This is a genomic window from Aeromicrobium choanae (genome assembly GCF_900167475.1).
Lineage (GTDB): Bacteria > Actinomycetota > Actinomycetes > Propionibacteriales > Nocardioidaceae > Aeromicrobium > Aeromicrobium choanae.
In genome coordinates, this window is record NZ_LT796768.1 from 1,549,332 (window position 1) to 1,565,941 (window position 16,610).

Sequence of the window (16,610 nt, forward strand, 5' to 3'; positions counted from 1 at the left end):
GTGCCGGGGCCCCGCTTCCACGTAGGCAGGAGCACAGCGTGACCACTGACGTCCTCGTCGCCGCCGACGCACCGTCGGCCGAACCACCCGGCCGCCGCGGGGGGCTGAGCCCGCTCGCGCGCTACCTGCTGATCAGGCTGGCGCTGATCATCCCGATGCTGTGGGTGCTGGTCACCCTGGTCTTCTTCCTGATGCGGGTGATCGGTGACCCGATCACCGCGGCGCAGGGCGGCCGCCTGACCCCCGACCAGATCGCCGAGCGCAAGGCCGAGGCCGGCCTCGACCGGCCGATCATGGTGCAGTACTTCGAGTACCTCTGGAACATCCTGCACGGTGACTTCGGCACGACGCTGACCGACAACCGTGAAGTCACCGACATCCTCATCGTCAACGGCGCCGCCACGCTGGAGCTCTCGTTCTGGGCCCTGATCGTGGCCTTCTCCATCGGCATCCCGCTGGGCCGCATCGCCGCCCGCCACCGCGACCGCTGGCGCGACGTCCTGCTGCGACTGTTCGCGATCGTCGCCTACGCCGCGCCCGTCTTCTTCGTCGGCCTGCTGCTGAAGCTGGCCGTCGCCCCGTTCGGCTGGCCCACCTCGGGCCGGGCCTCGACCGCCACCGAGCTGACGCTGGCGAAGGTCGAGCCGCAGACCAACATCATGATCATCGACGCCATCTTGTGGGGCGAGCCCGAGTACATCTGGGACGTCCTGCAGCACGCCGTCCTGCCGGCCATCGCCCTCGGCATGCTGACGGGCGGCATCTTCCTGCGCCTCGTGCGCGTCAACCTGCTGCAGACGATGCGCGCCGACTACGTGACCGCGGCGCGCGCCCGCGGCGTCTCGGAGCGCCAGGTCGAGCGCAAGCACGCCTTCCGCAACGCCCTCGTCCCCGTGGTCACGGTCATGGGCATGCAGATCGCCATCCTGCTCGGCGGCGCCGTGCTGACCGAGACCACGTTCGAGTGGAAGGGCATCGGCTACGAGCTGGCCCAGTACCTGATCCGTCGCGACTTCCTCGCCGTGCAGGGCATCGTCACCGCCATCGCGTTCATCGTGTGCATCGCGAGCTTCCTGATCGACGCCATCGTGGCGCTCGTCGACCCCCGAGTGAGGTTCTGATGCGCTACCCCGGCCGCACCGTCATCCAGCAGTCCCACGGCCTGCAGCGCTTCATGCTGCTGCTGGGCTTCGGGCTGATCGTGCTCTTCCTCGTCCTGGCGATCTTCGCGCCGTGGATCGCGCCGTACGACTTCAATCAGGTGCGCGGTGAAGACGGCGTCCTGTTCGGCACGCAGCAGCCGCCGAGTGCCGACCACCTGTTCGGCACCACCGTCGGCGGGGCCGACGTGCTGTCGCGGGTGGTCTACGGAGCGCGCACGGCCGTCGAGGTCATCGTCCTGGCCGTGCTCGTCTCGAGCCTGATCGGCGTGCCGCTGGGACTCGTCTCGGGCTACCTCGGCGGCGCGCTCGACAAGACGCTCCTGCTCGTGATGGACGCGCTCTACTCGTTCCCGTCGCTGCTGCTGGCGATCGTGGTGTCCATCGTCGTCTCGGGCGGATCGAGCGGCGCGCTGGGTGGCATCGCCTCGGCGGCGATCTCGATCACCGTCATCTTCATCCCGCAGTACTACCGCGTGATCCGCAACGCCACCGTCTCGGTCAAGACCGAGCCGTACGTGGATGCGGCGAAGGTCGTGGGCGTGCGCACACCACGGATCCTGTTCCGGCACATCCTGTCGAACGTGGCGCAGACCCTGCCGGTCATCGCCACGCTGAACGCCTCCGAGGCCATCCTGACCCTGGCCGCGCTCGGCTTCCTGGGCTTCGGCATCGAGCCGTCGGCCGCGGCCGAGTGGGGCTACGACCTCAACAAGGCGATGCCCGACGCGACGAACGACATCTGGTGGACGGGGCTCTACCCGGGCTTGGCGATCGTGCTGGTCGTGCTGGGCGTGACCCTGATGGGCGAGAGCCTCAACGACATCACCAACCCGCTGCTGCGCACGCGCGCGGCCGACAAGGGCGAGGGCGAGCTGGAGATCGAGCTGGCCGAGGACCTCAGCGCCGCTCCGGAGATCATCGATTCCACCGAGACCGCGCCGATCAGCGCACCCGGGTCGATCGAGACCCGGCGAACAGCCGTGCTGTCCCTGTCCGACCTCCGGGTGAGCTTCGGCACCGACGCCGGCCGCGTGGTGGCGGTCGACGGCGTGGGCTTCGACGTCGCCCCCGGCGAGGTCGTCGCGGTCGTCGGCGAGTCCGGCTCGGGCAAGTCGGTCACGTCACGGGCCGTCATGGGTCTGCTTCCGAGCACGGCGAGCGTCGACGGATCGGCGGTGCTCCACACCAGCGGAGACGCCCGTCGCGAGCTGATCGGGATGACGCCGCAGGAGCTGCGCCCGATCCGTGGCGACGAGATCTCGATGGTCTTCCAGGAGCCCGGGACCGCGCTCGACCCGGTCCGGACCGTCGGCTGGCAGGTCGTCGAGGCGATCCGCGCGCACCGCCAGACCAGCAAGGCCGAGGCGCGCAGCCGAGCGATCGAGCTGCTCGAGCTGGTGGGCCTGCCCGATCCGCAGAAGCGCGTCGACTACTACCCGCACCAGCTCTCGGGCGGCCAGAAGCAGCGCGTGGTGATCGCGATCGCCATCGCGTGCGAGCCCGACGTGATCGTGGCGGACGAGCCGACCACCGCGCTCGACGTGACGGTCCAGGCGGCGATCCTCGAGCTGCTGCTCGACCTGCGCTCGCGCCTCGGCACGGCCATCGTGCTGATCACCCACAACATGGGCGTCGTCGCCGACATCGCCGACCGCGTGGTCGTGATGTACCGCGGCCGGATCGTGGAGCAGGCGCCCGTCGACCAGCTGTTCGCCCACCCGGCGCACCCGTACACGCAGGCACTGCTGGAGTCGGTGCCCCACCTCGGCCGCACGCACGTGAGCGAGGACGACCCGACCGGGCCGGCGCCGCTCGAGGGCGCGGCCGTGGTGCTCGACCTCGAGGACATCGTGGTGGAGTTCCCGGGCGGATGGGGCGAGACGGCCTTCCGCGCCGTCGACCACGTCAGCCTGCAGGTGCACCGCGGTGAGGTGCTGGGCCTGGTGGGCGAGTCCGGCTCGGGCAAGTCCACGCTGGGTCGCGTCGCCGTGGGGCTGCAGCAGCCGACCTCCGGCATCGTCCGGGTGGGTGGCGAGACCATCTCCGGCCTCAGCGACAAGGACCTGCGTCCGTACCGGAGCCGCTTCGGCTTCGTGTTCCAGGACCCGGCGTCCTCCCTCAACCCACGGATGTCGATCCTCGACTGCATCGCGGAGCCGCTGCGGGTGCACACCGATCTCAGCGACGCGCAGGTCACCGAGAAGGTGCAGAGCCTGCTGGACTCCGTGGAGCTGCCGAGCGACTTCGCCGAGCGGTTCCCGCACGAGCTCTCCGGTGGCCAGCGCCAGCGGATCAGCCTCGCGCGGGCGCTGGCACTCGACCCCGACCTGCTCATCGCGGACGAGCCCACCTCGGCGCTCGACGTGTCGGTGCAGTCGCGGGTCCTGGAGCTCTTCCTGGAGCTGCAGCAGCGCCTGCAGTTCGCGTGCCTGTTCATCACGCACGACCTCGCCGTGGTCGACACGCTCGCGAACCGGGTCGCGGTGATGCAGCGCGGGCGGCTGGTCGAGCTCGGCCCGCGCGACCAGGTGCTGCGGCAGCCCGCCGAGGACTACACGCGCAGCCTCATCGCGGCCGTGCCCGTGCCCGATCCGGTCGAGCAGCGACGCCGTCGCGCCGAGCGGGGCGACCTGCTCACGGGCGCCTAGCGCGGCTCGGTACCTCGACCGTGCGGGGTTTCCCGTCGCTATGCGGGGGAAGTTTCCCCCGCATAGCGGTGGTTTCCCCTGTTAACAGGGGAAACTTCGGGTGTCAGCGGTCCCAGGCGGCGACCTGGGCGCGGCGCTCGAGGCCGAGCTTCGCCAGGACCGTGGAGACGTAGTTCTTGACGGTCTTCTCCGACAGGAAGAGCGTGGTGGCGATCTCGCGGTTGGAGCGCCCGAGCCGCAGCTCGTCGAAGACCTTGCGCTCCTGCGCGGTCAGCTCGTCGAGGGGGTCGGGCTCGGCCTGGCGGCGCAGGCGCTCGAGCACCGAGCGGGTGACGGCGGGGTCGAGCAGCGACTGGCCCGCGGCGACCCGCTGGACGGCGTCGACGAGGTCGTTGCCGCGCACCTGCTTGAGCAGGAAGCCGGAGGCGCCGGACATGATCGCCTCGAAGAGCGCCTCGTCGTCCTCGTAGGAGGTCAGGATGAGGACCGCCGTGCGCTCGGACGAGAGCCGGACCCGCCGGCACAGCTCGATGCCCGAGCCGTCCGGCAGCCGCGCGTCGAGGACCGCGACGTCGGGCTGGAGCCGCTCGATCGCGGTGGCGGCCTCGGCGACCGTGCCGGCCTGGCCGACCACCGTGATGCCGCCCGAGTCCTCGAGGAGGTCGCCGACGCCGCGCCGCACGACCTCGTGGTCGTCGAGCAGGAAGACGCGGATGGGTTCGCTCACGGGGCCAGCCTACGGAAGTGCGGCCGAGGTCCCGTCGGCTCCGACCGGGATGCGCCAGACCACGCGCGTCCCGCTGCCGCCCGTACCGGGACCGATCCGCAGCGACCCACCGGAGCGCTGGGCCCGCTCGCTCAGGTTCGCCAGTCCGCTGGCCGGCTCGGCGGCGCCCATGCCGGCCCCGTCGTCGGTCACCGTGGCGACGACCTCGTGCTCGGCCACCTCGAGTCGCAGGTGCACCGACGAGGCCTTCGCGTGCCGGATGACGTTGGCGAGCGCCTCGTTCATCACCGCGTGCACGTCGCTGCGCAGACCGATGTCGAGCCGGCCGAGGTCGCCCTCGATGTCGATGACGGGTGCGAACCCCAGTGGCGCGGCCGTGGCCTTCAGGAGCCGGACGAGGCGCGCTTCGTCGGTCGCAGCGTCGGATCCCAGCGCGAAGATCGCCCCGCGGAGGTCGGCGATCGCGCGGTCGACGTCGTCCACGGCCTGCGAGGCCCGGCCCGCCCACGGCTCGTCGACGTTCCGCGAGATCCGGTCGAGGGACAGGCCGACGGCGAAGAGCCGTCCGATGACGAGGTCGTGGAGGTCGCGGGCGATGCGGTTGCGGTCCTCGACCACGGCCATCCTCGCCAGCTCGGCCCGTGTGCTGGCGAGCTCGTCGAACAGGCGCGCGTTGGCGATCGCCGTCCCGGCCACCGCGGCGAGCCCGGACACGAGGCGCTCGTCGTCGTCGGTGAAGCCGCCCGGCTTCTCGGTCAGGTACAGGTCGCCGAACACCTGGCCGTTGACCCGGACGGGCACGCCGAGGAACGCGCCCATCGGCGGGTGGTGCGGCGGGAAGCCGACGGAGGCCGGGTGCGAGGCGACGTCGTCCAGCCGCAGCGGCACCCCGTCACGGAGCACGACGCCGAGGACCCCGTCCCCTCGCGGCAGGTCGCCGATCAGGGCCGCGGTCTTGTCGTCGATGCCCTGGGTGAGGAACTCGGCCAGCCCTTCGGCGGGGTCGTGCCCCAACACGCCCAGCGCGCCGTAGCGGGCACCGGTCAGGTCGCGGGCGAGCTCGATGATGCGGGCCAGCAGGCTGTCCAGGTCGAGATCGGAGGTCACCGCGACGGCGGCCTCGACGATGTTCTCCCAGCGCTTCCGGTCCTGTTCGTCCACGCGCTCACCGTACCCAGACCGCCGGGCCGGAGGTCCCGGCAACTCGGGACCTTCGGCCCTGCACCGCGACGCCGGACTCCAGCACGATGGAGGTGTCGAGAAAGGAACCCACGATGAGCACCAACACCATCGTCGTCGGAGTGGACGAGACCCCCGCCGGAGCCGCAGCCCTGACGTGGGCCGCGCAGGAGGCCGACCTCCGCGGCGCGGACCTGAGGATCGTGCACGTGTGGCAGATCGACGCGGCCGTCGCCATGGCCGGCGCCGAGGTCCCGTGGATGGCCTACGAGTCCGACGCCCGGTCGAACGCCGCAAACTGGGTGACCGAGACGATCGGTGCCCAGGACGCGAGCGGCAGCCCGCGTCGCATCGAGGTCGTGCAGGGCGCCCCCGGCCCGACGCTCGTCGAGGCATCGCGCGACGCGGCCATGCTGGTCGTCGGCACGCGCGTGCACACGGGCATCAGCCGCGTGCTGTTCGGCTCGGTCAGCCACTACTGCCTGACCCACGCCCAGTGTGTGGTGGTCGCGGTCCCCACCACGTCCGTCGCCGAGTCGGTGGACGTGGCCTCGGCCGACGACCTCGTCAGCCACTGAGGCGCGCCGGGACTTCCCCTCCCGGCCGCCCTTCCCGAGCCCGCGCCCTCCCCGCGCGCCGGCCCGCTGCCCGGCCTCACCCCCGGAGGCCCTCGGCAGCCCGCGTCCCCGGCGGCGATCCCACGCCGCCGGGGCTACGTTGGCGCCATGATCGAACGCGTGCGTGGCCAGGCCGCCTCCGCGATCTTCGCGCGCGTGGCCGGTCCCGAGGGCGAGGGTCGCCGCGCGCGCATCCACGGCACGCAGGGCGAGCGACGGTTCACCCCCGACGACCCCGTCTGGCGCGTCCACGGGGACGCCTCCATGTTCGTCGGCGGCATCCGCGCCCTCCTGCTGCAGTCGCTGCACCCCCTGGCGATGGCCGGGGTCGACCAGCACTCGGGCTTCCGTGGTGATCCCTGGGGGCGGCTGCAGCGCACCAGCGGGTTCATCGCGGAGACGACGTTCGGCACCGTCGAGCACGCCGACCGCGCGATCGGTGCCGTGCGCCGAATCCACGAGCGCGTCCGGGGCACCGCCGATGACGGGGGCGAGTACGCGGCCTCCGACCCGCACCTGCTGCGGTGGGTGCACCTCGCGGAGATCGACTCCTTCCTGCGGGCGCACGATCGCTACGGCGCCCGCCCCCTCGACCCCGAGGAGCGCGACGTCTACGTCGCCCAGGCCGGGATCACCGCTCGGCTGCTCGGCGCGGACGACGTCCCGCACGACACGGCGGAGCTGGCGGCGGCGCTGGCGTCCTACCGCTCCGACCTCCGGAGCACGCCCGCCGCCCGTGCGGCCGCCCGCTTCATGCTGCTGAGCCCGCCGGTGCCGTGGACGGTGCGAGCCCCCTACGGGTTGCTCGCCGCCGCGGCGGTGGGCCTGCTCCCGCGCTGGGCCCGCCGGCCGCTGCGCCTGCCGTGGCTCCCGGTCACCGAGGCGACCGCCGTGCGCGCCGGCGGCGTGGCCGTCACGCGGGCGATCGGATGGGCCATGGCCCCGGCGCCTCGCTCCACGACATGAGGATGTCGGCGAACCGCGACACAATGGACGAGTCCCCACCCAACCAAGGAGTGATCGCTCGTGAAGAAGCTCGCGCTGCTGACGGCCGCCGCCGTCGGATACGTTCTCGGAACCCGTGCCGGCCGCGGCCGCTATGAGCAGATCAAGCAGCAGGCCGAGAGGGTGTGGCACACCGATCCGGTCCAGTCCACGGCCCACAAGGCGCAGGACACCGCGAAGCAGGCGGCGTCCGACGTGGGCCACCGCGTCGCCGAGACGGCGAAGGACGTCTCCGGCGTCGTCAGCGAGAAGGCCAAGGACGTCTCCGGCACGGTCAGCGACAAGGTGAAGACCGCCGCCGACTTCTCCAACGACGACGCGAATGACTCGGGCACCGCCACGGGCGCGGGTGCTGGCACCGGCACGGACGCCGACGCGTCCGCTCCCGCGTACAGCACCAGCTCGGAGGGGCTGCGCGCCGACGCCGCCGCTGCTGACGCCCGGGCTCCGTTCGACATCGACGAGGCCGGCTCGGACGACCTCTCCTCCCAGCCGAACCCGCTGGGCACCGACGACCCCGACGCCCGCGCCTGATGCGGCTGCGGATCTTCACCGAACCGCAGCAGGGCGCCTCGTACGACGACCTCCTCGCCGTCGCGCAGGAGTCCGAGCGGCTGGGCTTCGACGCGTTCTTCCGCTCCGACCACTACCTGGCGATGGGCGGGGAGGGCCTGCCCGGCCCGAGCGACGCCTGGATCACGCTGGCCGGTCTGGCCCGCGAGACCTCCACCATCCGCCTCGGCACGCTCGTCACGAGTGCCACCTTCCGGTTGCCCGGACCGCTGGCGATCAGCGTGGCCGGGGTCGACCAGATGAGCGGTGGACGCGTGGAGTTCGGGCTCGGCGCGGGCTGGTTCGACTCCGAGCACCGCGCGTACGGGATCGGCTTCCCCGACACCCCCGAGCGCTTCGACCGGCTCGAGGAGCAGCTGGAGATCATCACCGGCCTCTGGGCCGACACGTCGGGTGCCTACTCGTTCGAGGGCCAGCACTACGCGGTGACCGAGTCGCCTGCGCTGCCCAAGCCGGCGCAGGACCGGATCCCGGTGATCGTGGGCGGCAAGGGCAAGCGCCGGACCCCGGCACTGGCGGCGCGGTTCGCCGACGAGTTCAACGTCCCGTTCGAGTCGGCCGACTTCACCCGCACGCAGTTCGGGCGGGTGCGTGAGGCGTGCGAGAAGGCCGAGCGCGATCCGTCGTCGCTCGCGTGGTCGAACGCGCTCGTGCTGTGCGCTGGTTCGGACGAGGCCGAGATCGCCCGGCGCGCCTCGGCGATCGGCCGCGAGGTCGACGAGCTGCGCACCAACGGTCTCGCCGGCACCCCGGCCGAGATCCTCGACCGGATCGGCGAGTTCGCCGACGCCGGGTCGGAGCGGCTCTACCTGCAGGTGCTCGACCTGGGCGACCTGGACCACCTGCGACTCGTGGCCGAGGAGATCCTGCCGCACGTCTGAGGACCGACGAACGATGAGGCATCCGACCCCGATCCGGGCTCGGATGCCTTGTCGTTTCGGCACCGGGGCATCGAGAATTACATCGGTGTGGTTTACCCACAGCGTTGTCCCCACCTGGGGACAACCGAGCTCAGGAGGGGCCCACCTCGAGGCGGCCCCGCTCCATCTCCGTCGTCAGCGACTGCAGGAAGTCGATGATCGCGGGCCTGGCGTCCACCGGAACCTTGGCCGCGATGGCCTTCATCCGCTCGTGCATGTCGGCCAGGTGCTCCGACATCTCGCGGCGGGCCTGCTCGGTGGGGACGAGGACCACCGACCGGCGGTCGGTGGGGTGCGGCACGCGCTCCAGGTGCCCCGAGGCGACCAGCCGGTCGACGAGGGTCGTGACGGCAGCCGTGCTGATGCCCAGGTGGTCGGCGAGCCGGCGCGGGGTCACCCCGGGGACCGCGCTGCCCTGCGGATCGGACTCCGCGAGCTCGACCGTGCGGATGACGTGGCGCAGGGATCGCAGGTCGGTGGGATTGACCCGCATCGCGTCGCTGAGCCGGTTGCGCATCTCCCGGTCCGCCCGGACCAGTTCGCGGACCGCCCTCAGCAGGCCGCGCTCGTCGTCGGTGTAGTCGGGTGCCACGGGGGTACGGGGAAGGGGACGCATCGGCACGCCTTCATCATAGGCACTATTTCTATAAGTTGATATCTAGATTGGTTAGCAATACCGTTCGAGGTGTCACCAGGAGGACTCTGTGGAACCCGTGCTCGACCACGCCCCCGGTGCAGCGGACGCCGCTGCGCCCTCAGCCGGCGCGCGCCCGAGCCTTCCCGACCGCCTTCCGCACGGCGATCCCGACGACCTCGTCGTCCTGCTGGACGACGAGCGGCGCCCCATCGGCACGGCTCCGCGCCAGGACGTCCACGGTCACGACACGCCCCTGCACCTGGCGTTCTCCTGCTACCTGATCGACGGCCAAGGCCGTGTCCTGCTGACCCGCCGAGCGCTCGGCAAGCGGTCGTGGCCCGGCGTGTGGACCAACTCCTTCTGCGGTCACCCGCGGCCGGGAGAGGACCTCGTCGACGCGGTCAGCCGCCACGGTCGCGGTGAGCTCGGCCTCGAGCCCGCGTCCATCCGCCCGTTCCTGCCCGACTTCGCGTACCGCGCGGTCGACGCCTCCGGCGTGGTGGAGAACGAGGTGTGCCCCGTCTTCGTCGCGCGGGCGACCGACGACGCGCAGCCCCATCCCGACGAGGTCGAGGAGCTGCGCTGGGTCGACGTGTCCGACCTGCGCGAGACGGTGCGGATCGCGCCGTGGGCGCTCAGCCCCTGGCTGGTCGAGCAGGCCGCCGCGATCGAGGCGGCCGACGCCTGGCACGTGCTGGCGCCCGACCAGACGGAGACGAGCCCATGACCCTGCAGTCGGAGCTGGACTCACTCCTGCACTCCGCCCGGGTCCCGGGTCTGAGCCGCGACCACCATGCGCTGCTCACCGCCCTCGACCTCGGCAGCTCCGGCGGCAAGCGCTTTCGTCCCTGGCTCGTCACCACGGTGCACGCGGCCTTCGCGGGCGACCAGCCCGACACCGTGGTCGACGCCGTCGCCGCGGCCACCGAGCTGTTGCACACCGCCTTCGTGATCCACGACGACGTGATCGACAACGACGACACCCGTCGGGGACGGCCGAGCGTGCCGGGCCTGTTTCGCTCCGACGCGAGCGGGCTGGCCACGTCGCCGGACGACCACGACACCTACGCGCGCGCCGGTGCGATCCTCGCCGGCGACCTCGCCCTGGCGGCCGCGATCCGCGCGGTGGCGACGTGCGGGGTGGACCCGGTCACCACCCACCGCCTGCTGGACCTCCTCGACGCCACGCTGCACGCCTCCGCCGCCGGCGAGCTGGCCGACGTCCGCCTCGCCCTGGGCACCGCGATGCCGAGCGCCGACGAGGCCATCGCCGTCACCGAGCACAAGACGGCCGTCTACTCGTTCGTGCTGCCACTGCAGGCCGGAGCGGTGCTCGCGGGGGCCGACGAGTCCGCCGTGCGCGTGCTGGGCGAGATCGGCCGCTGCCTGGGCATCGCGTTCCAGCTCCACGACGACGTGATGGCGATGTTCGGCGACCCCGAGCTGACGGGCAAGGACCCGCTCGGCGACCTCCGTGAGGGCAAGCGCACGCCGCTCATGGTGCACGCTTCGCAGACGCCCGACTGGGAGCGGATCGCGCCGCACCTGGGCGATCCCGACCTGACCGAGGCGGCCGCGGCCGGCGTGCGCGAGGCACTCACGCACTGCGGCTCGCGGGGCTACGTGGAGGACCTCGCTGACGGCCACCTGGCTTTGGCGCGCGAGCATGCCCGCACCCTCGACCTCGAGCGGTCGCTCCTCGACCCCCTCGTGGCGCAGGCTTGGCACATGGCCGCCATGACGCAGGACACCACCGCGGAGGTGGGTGCGGCATGAGCGCACTCCACCACGAGGAGCGCGGCCGCTCAGGGTCGACGGCCGCCACCGAGGCCTACACGCTGTACGACGACGTGGCCGAGGGTGCCGCCGCGCTCGTGATCAAGCGCTACTCGACGTCGTTCTCGCTGGCGTCACGGTTGCTGAACGAGCCGGTGCGCACGCGCGTGTGCAACATCTACGCGCTCGTGCGTGTGGCCGACGAGATCGTCGACGCGCCGCGCCCGGACGGCGACCACGACCAGCAGCTGCGCATGCTGGACTCGCTCCACGCCGAGGTGCACGAGGCGATGCGCACCGGGCACAGCGCCAATCTCGTCGTCCACGCGTTCGCGCGCACCGCACGCGCGTGTGGGATCGGCACCGACCTGGTCGACCCGTTCTTCCAGTCGATGCGCACCGACCTCTTCCGCACCGACCACGACGAGGCCAGCTTCGCGACCTACATCTACGGCTCCGCCGAGGTCGTCGGCCTGATGTGCCTCAAGGCCTTCCTCCTCGACCAGCCCCGGCCCGAGGCCCAGTACGCCGAGCTGGCCCCGGGCGCGCGTCGCCTCGGCGCGGCCTTCCAGAAGGTGAACTTCCTGCGCGACCTCGGCGACGACCGCGACAACCTCGGCCGCAGCTACGTGCCCGGCCTGGATCCCGAGCACTTCGACGTCGCGATGCGTGACCGACTGCTCGACGACATCGATGCCGACCTCGCCGCCGCAGCGGCCGTGATCCCGCGCCTTCCCGCCGGCAGCCGTCGTGCGGTCGCCGCCGCGCACGCGCTCTTCGCGGAGCTGTCCCGGCGGCTGCGTCAGGCCTCGCCCGCGCGGATCCGCTCCGAGCGCATCCGCGTGCCCGGCCCCGCCAAGGCCCGGGTCGTCGCACGCGCCGTCACGGTCGGCGTCTGATGGGGAGCGTCACGGTCATCGGCGGGGGGATCTCCGGCCTGGCCACCGCCGCCCTCCTGGCCGCCGACGGCTGGTCCGTCGACCTGCTCGAGCAGCGGGACGACGTCGGCGGGCGGGCTGGCTCGTGGAGCAAGGACGGCTTCCGGTTCGACACCGGCCCTTCCTGGTACCTCATGCCCGAGGTCTTCGAGCACTTCTTCCGGCTGCTCGGCACCACGGCCGACGAGCAGCTCGACCTCATCCGGCTCGACCCCGGCTACCGCGTGTTCTTCGAGGGCAACGAGCAGCCGGTCGACGTGCGCGCCACGCGCGCCGAGAACGTCGCGCTGTTCGAGGCGATCGAGCCCGGCGCGGGGCGCCGTCTCGAGGAATACCTGGAGTCGGCGGCCGACACCCACCAGATGGCCGTCGACCACTTCCTCTACACGAGCTTCGAGCAGCCGGCGAACCTCGCTCATGCCGACGTGCTGCGCCGGGCTCCCCGCCTGGCCGGGCTGCTGGGCCGCTCGCTGGAGTCGCACGTCGCCGCGCGCTTCGACGACACCCGACTCCGCCAGATCCTGGGGTACCCCGCGGTGTTCCTCGGGTCGTCACCGTCGCGCGCTCCGAGCATGTACCACCTGATGAGCGGGATGGACCTCGCCGACGGCGTGCTCTACCCGCAGGGCGGCTTCTCCACGCTGATCGACGCGATCGCCGCCCTGGCTCGCGCCCGCGGCGTGCGCATCCGCACCGGCGCCACCGTCATCGGCATCGACACCAGCTCCACCGGTCGCGCCGTCCCCACACCGGGCGCGCGGGCGCGGGTCGAGGGTGTCACGTTCCGCACCGACGAGGGGATCGAGCGGATCGACGCCGACGTCGTGGTCGGCGCGATGGACCTGCACCACCTCGAGACGCGACTGCTGCCGGAGCACCTCCGGACCTACCCGGAGTCGTGGTGGAAGCGCCGCGATCCGGGCCCGGGTGCCGTGCTGGCGTACCTCGGCGTCGAGGGCGAGCTGCCCGAGCTGGCGCACCACACGATGTTCTTCACGCGGGACTGGGCCGCGAACTTCGACGACGTGCTCGGCCGGCCCGGCCGCGTGCCGGACCCCGCGTCCTCCTACGTGTGCCGGCCGTCGGCCACCGACCCGTCGGTCGCTCCCGAGGGCGACGAGAACGTGTTCATCCTCGTCCCGGTGCCGGCCGACGTGGGATTGGGGCGCGGGGGCGTCGACGGCGCCGGCGATCCCGCCGTCGAGAAGACCGCGGACGCGGCCATCGGCCAGATCGCCTCGTGGGCCGGCGTGCCCGAACTCGCCTCGCGGATCAAGGTCCGGCGCACCGTGGGACCCGGTGACTTCGCCGCCGACCTGAACGCGTGGTCCGGAGGCGCCCTCGGGCCCGCCCACACCCTGCGCCAGAGTGCGTTCCTGCGGGCGCGCAACGCCTCGCGCCGGGTGGACGGACTGCTCTACGCCGGATCCAGCACGATCCCGGGCATCGGGCTGCCGATGTGCCTGATCAGCGCCGAGCTCGTCCTCAAGCGCCTGCGGGGCGACCGGTCGGCGGGGCCGTCGCCCGAGCCCTTCGCCGGCACTACGGTGGTCGCGTGAGCTGGCTCTACCTCGCCTCGGTGATCGGGGCGGGCTTCTGCATGGGGCTGGTCGACCACCGGTGGCGGCTGTTCCTCTTCCGGAAGAGCTCGTACGCGCTGGTCGTCCTCGCCGTCGGCTTCGTCTTCTTCCTGGTCTGGGACGTCGTGGCGATCCGGCTCGAGGTCTACGCGCGGGGCGAGTCCCCGGCGATGACCGGGATCGAGGTGGCCCGCGAGCTGCCGCTCGAGGAGCTCTTCTTCATCGTCTTCCTCACCTACGTCACCGGCGTCCTGCACGGGCTGTTCACGATGCTGCTCGACCGCAGGGCGGTCGCCCGATGACCTATCTCGGGCTCGCCGCGGTGTTCACGGCCGCGACCCTCCCCGTTCTGGCCCTCGCGGTCGTCACGCGCCGCCCCGACCGCCGCTGGTGGGCCGCCACGGGGCTCACCGCCGTGGCACTCGCCGTCCTCACCGCCGTCTTCGACAGCGTCATGATCGCCGCCGACCTCTTCCGGTTCGACGAGTCGGCCCTGACCGGCATCCATGTGGGGCTCGCGCCGATCGAGGACTTCGCGTGGCCGCTGGCGGCCACGGTGCTGGTGTCGTCGCTGCTGCTGCTCCTGTCGCCTCCCGCGCGCCACCGCGATCCCGCCCTGCGCTCGCAGGACCAGGCGTGAGCCGCGCCGGCCAGGTGCTGGCGTCGTCGCGCCCGCTGTCGTGGGTCAACACGGCCTTCCCGTTCGGCGCCGCCTACCTGCTGGGCGGTGGCGGCCTCGACGTCGCGTTCTGGGTGGGCTGCGCGTACTTCCTGGTGCCCTACAACCTGCTGATGTACGGGATCAACGACGTCTTCGACTACGAGTCAGACCTGCGCAACCCGCGCAAGGGCGGGGTCGAGGGGATCGTGCTCGACCGCCGGATCCACCGCCTGACGATCTGGTCGGCGGTCCTGTCGAACGTGCCGTTCGTCGTGGTGCTGGCCGCGATGGGCTCGCCGCTGTCGAACCTCGTGCTGGCGATCAGCATCTTCGCCGTCATCGCTTACTCGGCGCCGGTCCTGCGGTTCAAGGAGCGGCCGTTCCTGGACTCGCTCACCTCCAGCACGCACTTCGTCAGCCCCGCGGTGTTCGGACTGGCGCTCGCGGCCGCTCGCGGTGGTGAGGTCGAGCTCGGCGTCACGGTCGTCGCAGCGATCGCGGGCTTCTTCGCGTGGGGCGTCGGGTCGCACGCTTTCGGCGCCGTCCAGGACGTCACCGCCGACCGCGCGGCCGGCATCGGCTCGATCGGCACGGTGCTCGGTGCCCGCAACACCACCCGGTTCGCCTTCGCGGCCTACCTCGTCGGCGGCCTGTGCCTGCTGGCGCTGCCGTGGCCCGGTTCCCTCTCCGCCCTGCTGGTCCTGCCCTACGCCGCCAACATCGCGCCGTTCCTGTCGATCACGGACGAGCGGTGCGAGGAGGCGAACGCCGGATGGCGTCGCTTCCTGTGGCTGAACTTCGTCACCGGGTTCCTGGTGACGCAGCTGCTGATCTGGATCAGCCTCCGGTGACGCGGCGGGACCGGAACCGGTCCTGCCAGCGCACCCACGGCGGGCGCTCCGCCCAGTTGAGCCTCAGCGTGGTGACGGCGCGGTCCATGCGTCGCGCGAGCTGCCTCCGGCCCCGCACCGAGCGCCCCGAGACGCCCAGCCCCAGGCCGCGGTCGTAGCGGATCACGGACTCCGGGCCGAGCGCGAAGGCGAGGTCCATGTCGTCGTGCACGTCGTCGAACCGGTGCACGCGGCCGCGCACACGTTCCCAGCTGGTGCGCCGGATCGCCATGCTCGAACCCCAGAGCGGATGGTGCCCGAGGGCGAGGTAGGTCAGGACGTAGTAGGCGCCGAGGTAGGCCACCGTGGCGATGCGGGCCAGCACGGGCGGCAGGTCGTGGAACCAGCCCGCCCCGGTGACGGCGTCGACGTCGGGATCCGCCATCGCGCGGGAGACCCGGGCGATCCAGTCAGGGCCGGGCCGGGAGTCGGCGTCGAGCCGGGCGATGACGTCGCCCGTGGCCGCGTCGTAGCCGGTGGCAGCCGCCGGAGGGATGCCCAGGCGCGGCTCCACGACGACGCGTGCCCCAGCCGCCTCGGCGACGGCGACCGAGTCGTCGGTGCACCCGTTGTCCACCACGACGACCTCGAGCGGGGCCGCGGTCTGGAGCGCCAGCAGTCGCAGGCACTCGCGGAGCTCGTCGGCGTCGTCGTGCACGGGGATGACGACCGAGACGGTCGGGGCGGTCACCGGCTCGGCTCCGCGGCCGACGTGCGGCTCACCACGAGGGCGGCGATCAGCGCACCGACCGCCCCGGCGGCGAGATCGCCGATCGTGTCGTCGTAGCCCACCTGGATGCGGCCGTCGATCCAGGTGTGGCCCATCCACTCGAGGAACTCCCACGCGACGGCGAGCGCGACAGCGGTGGTCAGGGTGACGACGAAGGCGCCCAGCCGCGGGCGCGCGAGCCGGGGATCGTCGTGGGTGGCGAGCGCGCCGACCTTCACGAGCACCTGCCACGTGAGGGCCGCGATGAGTCCGGTGGCGGTGGCGTGGACGACGAGGTCGAGGCCGGGGACGGCGAGGTACCAGTCGAGCTGGGCCGCCCAGCCTCCGAGCAGCAGCGCGCCGCAGAAGGTGACGTCGAGTGCCGGCCCGGTGCCGACCGCGCGAGGGATGAAGAGCGCACCGAGCACGAGGAAGAAGAGCGCGAAGCCGATCCAGCCCGCGTGGATCGTGGCCGCCACGACGCTGACGATGCCGGCGGCGCGCAGGGCGTCCGGGACGATCAACGGCATTCGGACATCCTACTGACGGCGGGGAATTCCACGAGTTACACCCGTGTGGTTCGTCCA

Annotated in this window: 18 protein-coding genes; 13 read left to right on the forward strand and 5 right to left on the reverse strand. The window is 72.1% G+C overall.

Annotation, left to right across the window (positions count from 1 at the left end; genetic code table 11):
- Positions 1-38: 38 nt before the first annotated feature.
- Positions 39-1,121, forward strand: coding sequence for an ABC transporter permease (locus B5D60_RS07605; RefSeq protein ID WP_231948994.1), 1,083 nt, complete (start codon positions 39-41; stop codon positions 1,119-1,121).
- Positions 1,121-3,811, forward strand: a complete 2,691-nt coding sequence (locus B5D60_RS07610; protein WP_078699597.1) for an ABC transporter ATP-binding protein/permease — start codon at positions 1,121-1,123, stop codon at positions 3,809-3,811. The genes B5D60_RS07605 and B5D60_RS07610 overlap by 1 nt, the downstream gene beginning before the upstream one ends.
- Before the next feature lie 103 nt (positions 3,812-3,914).
- Here the strand turns inward: B5D60_RS07610 and B5D60_RS07615 are convergent, their stop codons facing one another.
- Positions 3,915-4,538 carry a response regulator gene (locus B5D60_RS07615; RefSeq protein WP_231948995.1) on the reverse strand — a complete coding sequence of 208 codons (624 nt, stop codon included), beginning with the start codon at positions 4,536-4,538 and terminating at the stop codon, positions 3,915-3,917.
- 9 nt (positions 4,539-4,547) lie between these two features.
- Positions 4,548-5,699: a GAF domain-containing sensor histidine kinase gene (locus tag B5D60_RS07620; protein ID WP_197684425.1), complete on the reverse strand. Its 1,152-nt coding sequence runs from the start codon at positions 5,697-5,699 to the stop codon at positions 4,548-4,550.
- 113 nt (positions 5,700-5,812) lie between these two features.
- Between B5D60_RS07620 and B5D60_RS07625 the strand changes: the two genes are divergently transcribed.
- The 4 genes from B5D60_RS07625 (at position 5,813) to B5D60_RS07640 (ending at position 8,793) form a co-directional block, all read left to right on the forward strand.
- Entirely contained in the window at positions 5,813-6,295 is a 483-nt protein-coding gene (locus B5D60_RS07625) for a universal stress protein (RefSeq protein ID WP_197684426.1), read from the forward strand.
- A gap of 147 nt (positions 6,296-6,442) precedes the next feature.
- Complete coding sequence (locus B5D60_RS07630; protein WP_078699600.1) at positions 6,443-7,300, forward strand: oxygenase MpaB family protein; 858 nt, start codon at positions 6,443-6,445, stop codon at positions 7,298-7,300.
- Between the two features lie 60 nt (positions 7,301-7,360).
- Positions 7,361-7,873, forward strand: a complete 513-nt coding sequence (locus B5D60_RS17045) for a hypothetical protein (protein ID WP_197684495.1) — start codon at positions 7,361-7,363, stop codon at positions 7,871-7,873.
- Complete coding sequence (locus B5D60_RS07640) at positions 7,873-8,793, forward strand: LLM class F420-dependent oxidoreductase (RefSeq protein WP_078699601.1); 921 nt, start codon at positions 7,873-7,875, stop codon at positions 8,791-8,793. Before B5D60_RS17045 ends, B5D60_RS07640 begins: the two co-directional genes overlap by 1 nt.
- 130 nt (positions 8,794-8,923) lie before the next feature.
- Here B5D60_RS07640 and B5D60_RS07645 read toward each other — a convergent pair whose 3' ends face one another.
- Positions 8,924-9,448, reverse strand: coding sequence for a MarR family winged helix-turn-helix transcriptional regulator (locus B5D60_RS07645; protein ID WP_078701334.1), 525 nt, complete (start codon positions 9,446-9,448; stop codon positions 8,924-8,926).
- An 88-nt stretch (positions 9,449-9,536) separates the two neighbouring features.
- On the opposite strand from B5D60_RS07645, the gene idi reads away from it, so the two are divergent.
- From idi to B5D60_RS07680, 7 genes are read left to right on the forward strand one after another with little or no spacing between them, the layout of a single operon-like run.
- A complete protein-coding gene (idi, locus tag B5D60_RS07650; RefSeq protein WP_231948996.1) occupies positions 9,537-10,196 on the forward strand; it encodes an isopentenyl-diphosphate Delta-isomerase in 660 nt (219 codons plus the stop codon).
- Positions 10,193-11,245: a polyprenyl synthetase family protein gene (locus tag B5D60_RS07655; protein WP_078699602.1), complete on the forward strand. Its 1,053-nt coding sequence runs from the start codon at positions 10,193-10,195 to the stop codon at positions 11,243-11,245. Before idi ends, B5D60_RS07655 begins: the two co-directional genes overlap by 4 nt.
- Entirely contained in the window at positions 11,242-12,144 is a 903-nt protein-coding gene (locus B5D60_RS07660) for a phytoene/squalene synthase family protein (protein ID WP_078699603.1), read from the forward strand. The genes B5D60_RS07655 and B5D60_RS07660 overlap by 4 nt, the downstream gene beginning before the upstream one ends.
- A complete protein-coding gene (crtI, locus tag B5D60_RS07665; protein ID WP_078699604.1) occupies positions 12,144-13,742 on the forward strand; it encodes a phytoene desaturase family protein in 1,599 nt (532 codons plus the stop codon). The genes B5D60_RS07660 and crtI overlap by 1 nt, the downstream gene beginning before the upstream one ends.
- On the forward strand, positions 13,739-14,065 hold the full coding sequence (locus tag B5D60_RS07670; RefSeq protein ID WP_153302910.1) for a lycopene cyclase domain-containing protein: 327 nt from the start codon (positions 13,739-13,741) through the stop codon (positions 14,063-14,065). The genes crtI and B5D60_RS07670 overlap by 4 nt, the downstream gene beginning before the upstream one ends.
- Complete coding sequence (locus B5D60_RS07675; RefSeq protein WP_078701336.1) at positions 14,062-14,403, forward strand: lycopene cyclase domain-containing protein; 342 nt, start codon at positions 14,062-14,064, stop codon at positions 14,401-14,403. The genes B5D60_RS07670 and B5D60_RS07675 overlap by 4 nt, the downstream gene beginning before the upstream one ends.
- Entirely contained in the window at positions 14,400-15,275 is an 876-nt protein-coding gene (locus B5D60_RS07680; protein WP_078699605.1) for a prenyltransferase, read from the forward strand. The genes B5D60_RS07675 and B5D60_RS07680 overlap by 4 nt, the downstream gene beginning before the upstream one ends.
- On the opposite strand, the gene B5D60_RS07685 is transcribed toward B5D60_RS07680, so the two are convergent.
- Positions 15,262-16,005, reverse strand: a complete 744-nt coding sequence (locus B5D60_RS07685) for a glycosyltransferase (protein WP_078699606.1) — start codon at positions 16,003-16,005, stop codon at positions 15,262-15,264. The genes B5D60_RS07680 and B5D60_RS07685 overlap by 14 nt on opposite strands.
- Positions 16,002-16,553, reverse strand: a complete 552-nt coding sequence (locus tag B5D60_RS07690; protein WP_078699607.1) for a hypothetical protein — start codon at positions 16,551-16,553, stop codon at positions 16,002-16,004. The genes B5D60_RS07685 and B5D60_RS07690 overlap by 4 nt, the downstream gene beginning before the upstream one ends.
- Positions 16,554-16,610 lie beyond the last annotated feature (57 nt).

Excerpts from the sequence above, each read along its gene's own strand:
- B5D60_RS07660 (WP_078699603.1), top strand. The coding sequence starts at position 11,242 with ATGAGCGCACTCCACCACGAGGAGCGCGGCCGCTCAGGGTCGACGGCC.
- B5D60_RS07640 (WP_078699601.1), top strand. The coding sequence starts at position 7,873 with ATGCGGCTGCGGATCTTCACCGAACCGCAGCAGGGCGCCTCGTACGAC.
- crtI (WP_078699604.1), top strand. The coding sequence starts at position 12,144 with ATGGGGAGCGTCACGGTCATCGGCGGGGGGATCTCCGGCCTGGCCACC.
- B5D60_RS07690 (WP_078699607.1), bottom strand. The coding sequence starts at position 16,553 with ATGCCGTTGATCGTCCCGGACGCCCTGCGCGCCGCCGGCATCGTCAGC.
- B5D60_RS07655 (WP_078699602.1), top strand. The coding sequence starts at position 10,193 with ATGACCCTGCAGTCGGAGCTGGACTCACTCCTGCACTCCGCCCGGGTC.
- B5D60_RS07610 (WP_078699597.1), top strand. The coding sequence starts at position 1,121 with ATGCGCTACCCCGGCCGCACCGTCATCCAGCAGTCCCACGGCCTGCAG.
- B5D60_RS07675 (WP_078701336.1), top strand. The coding sequence starts at position 14,062 with ATGACCTATCTCGGGCTCGCCGCGGTGTTCACGGCCGCGACCCTCCCC.
- B5D60_RS07645 (WP_078701334.1), bottom strand. The coding sequence starts at position 9,448 with ATGCGTCCCCTTCCCCGTACCCCCGTGGCACCCGACTACACCGACGAC.
- B5D60_RS07625 (WP_197684426.1), top strand. The coding sequence starts at position 5,813 with ATGAGCACCAACACCATCGTCGTCGGAGTGGACGAGACCCCCGCCGGA.
- B5D60_RS07630 (WP_078699600.1), top strand. The coding sequence starts at position 6,443 with ATGATCGAACGCGTGCGTGGCCAGGCCGCCTCCGCGATCTTCGCGCGC.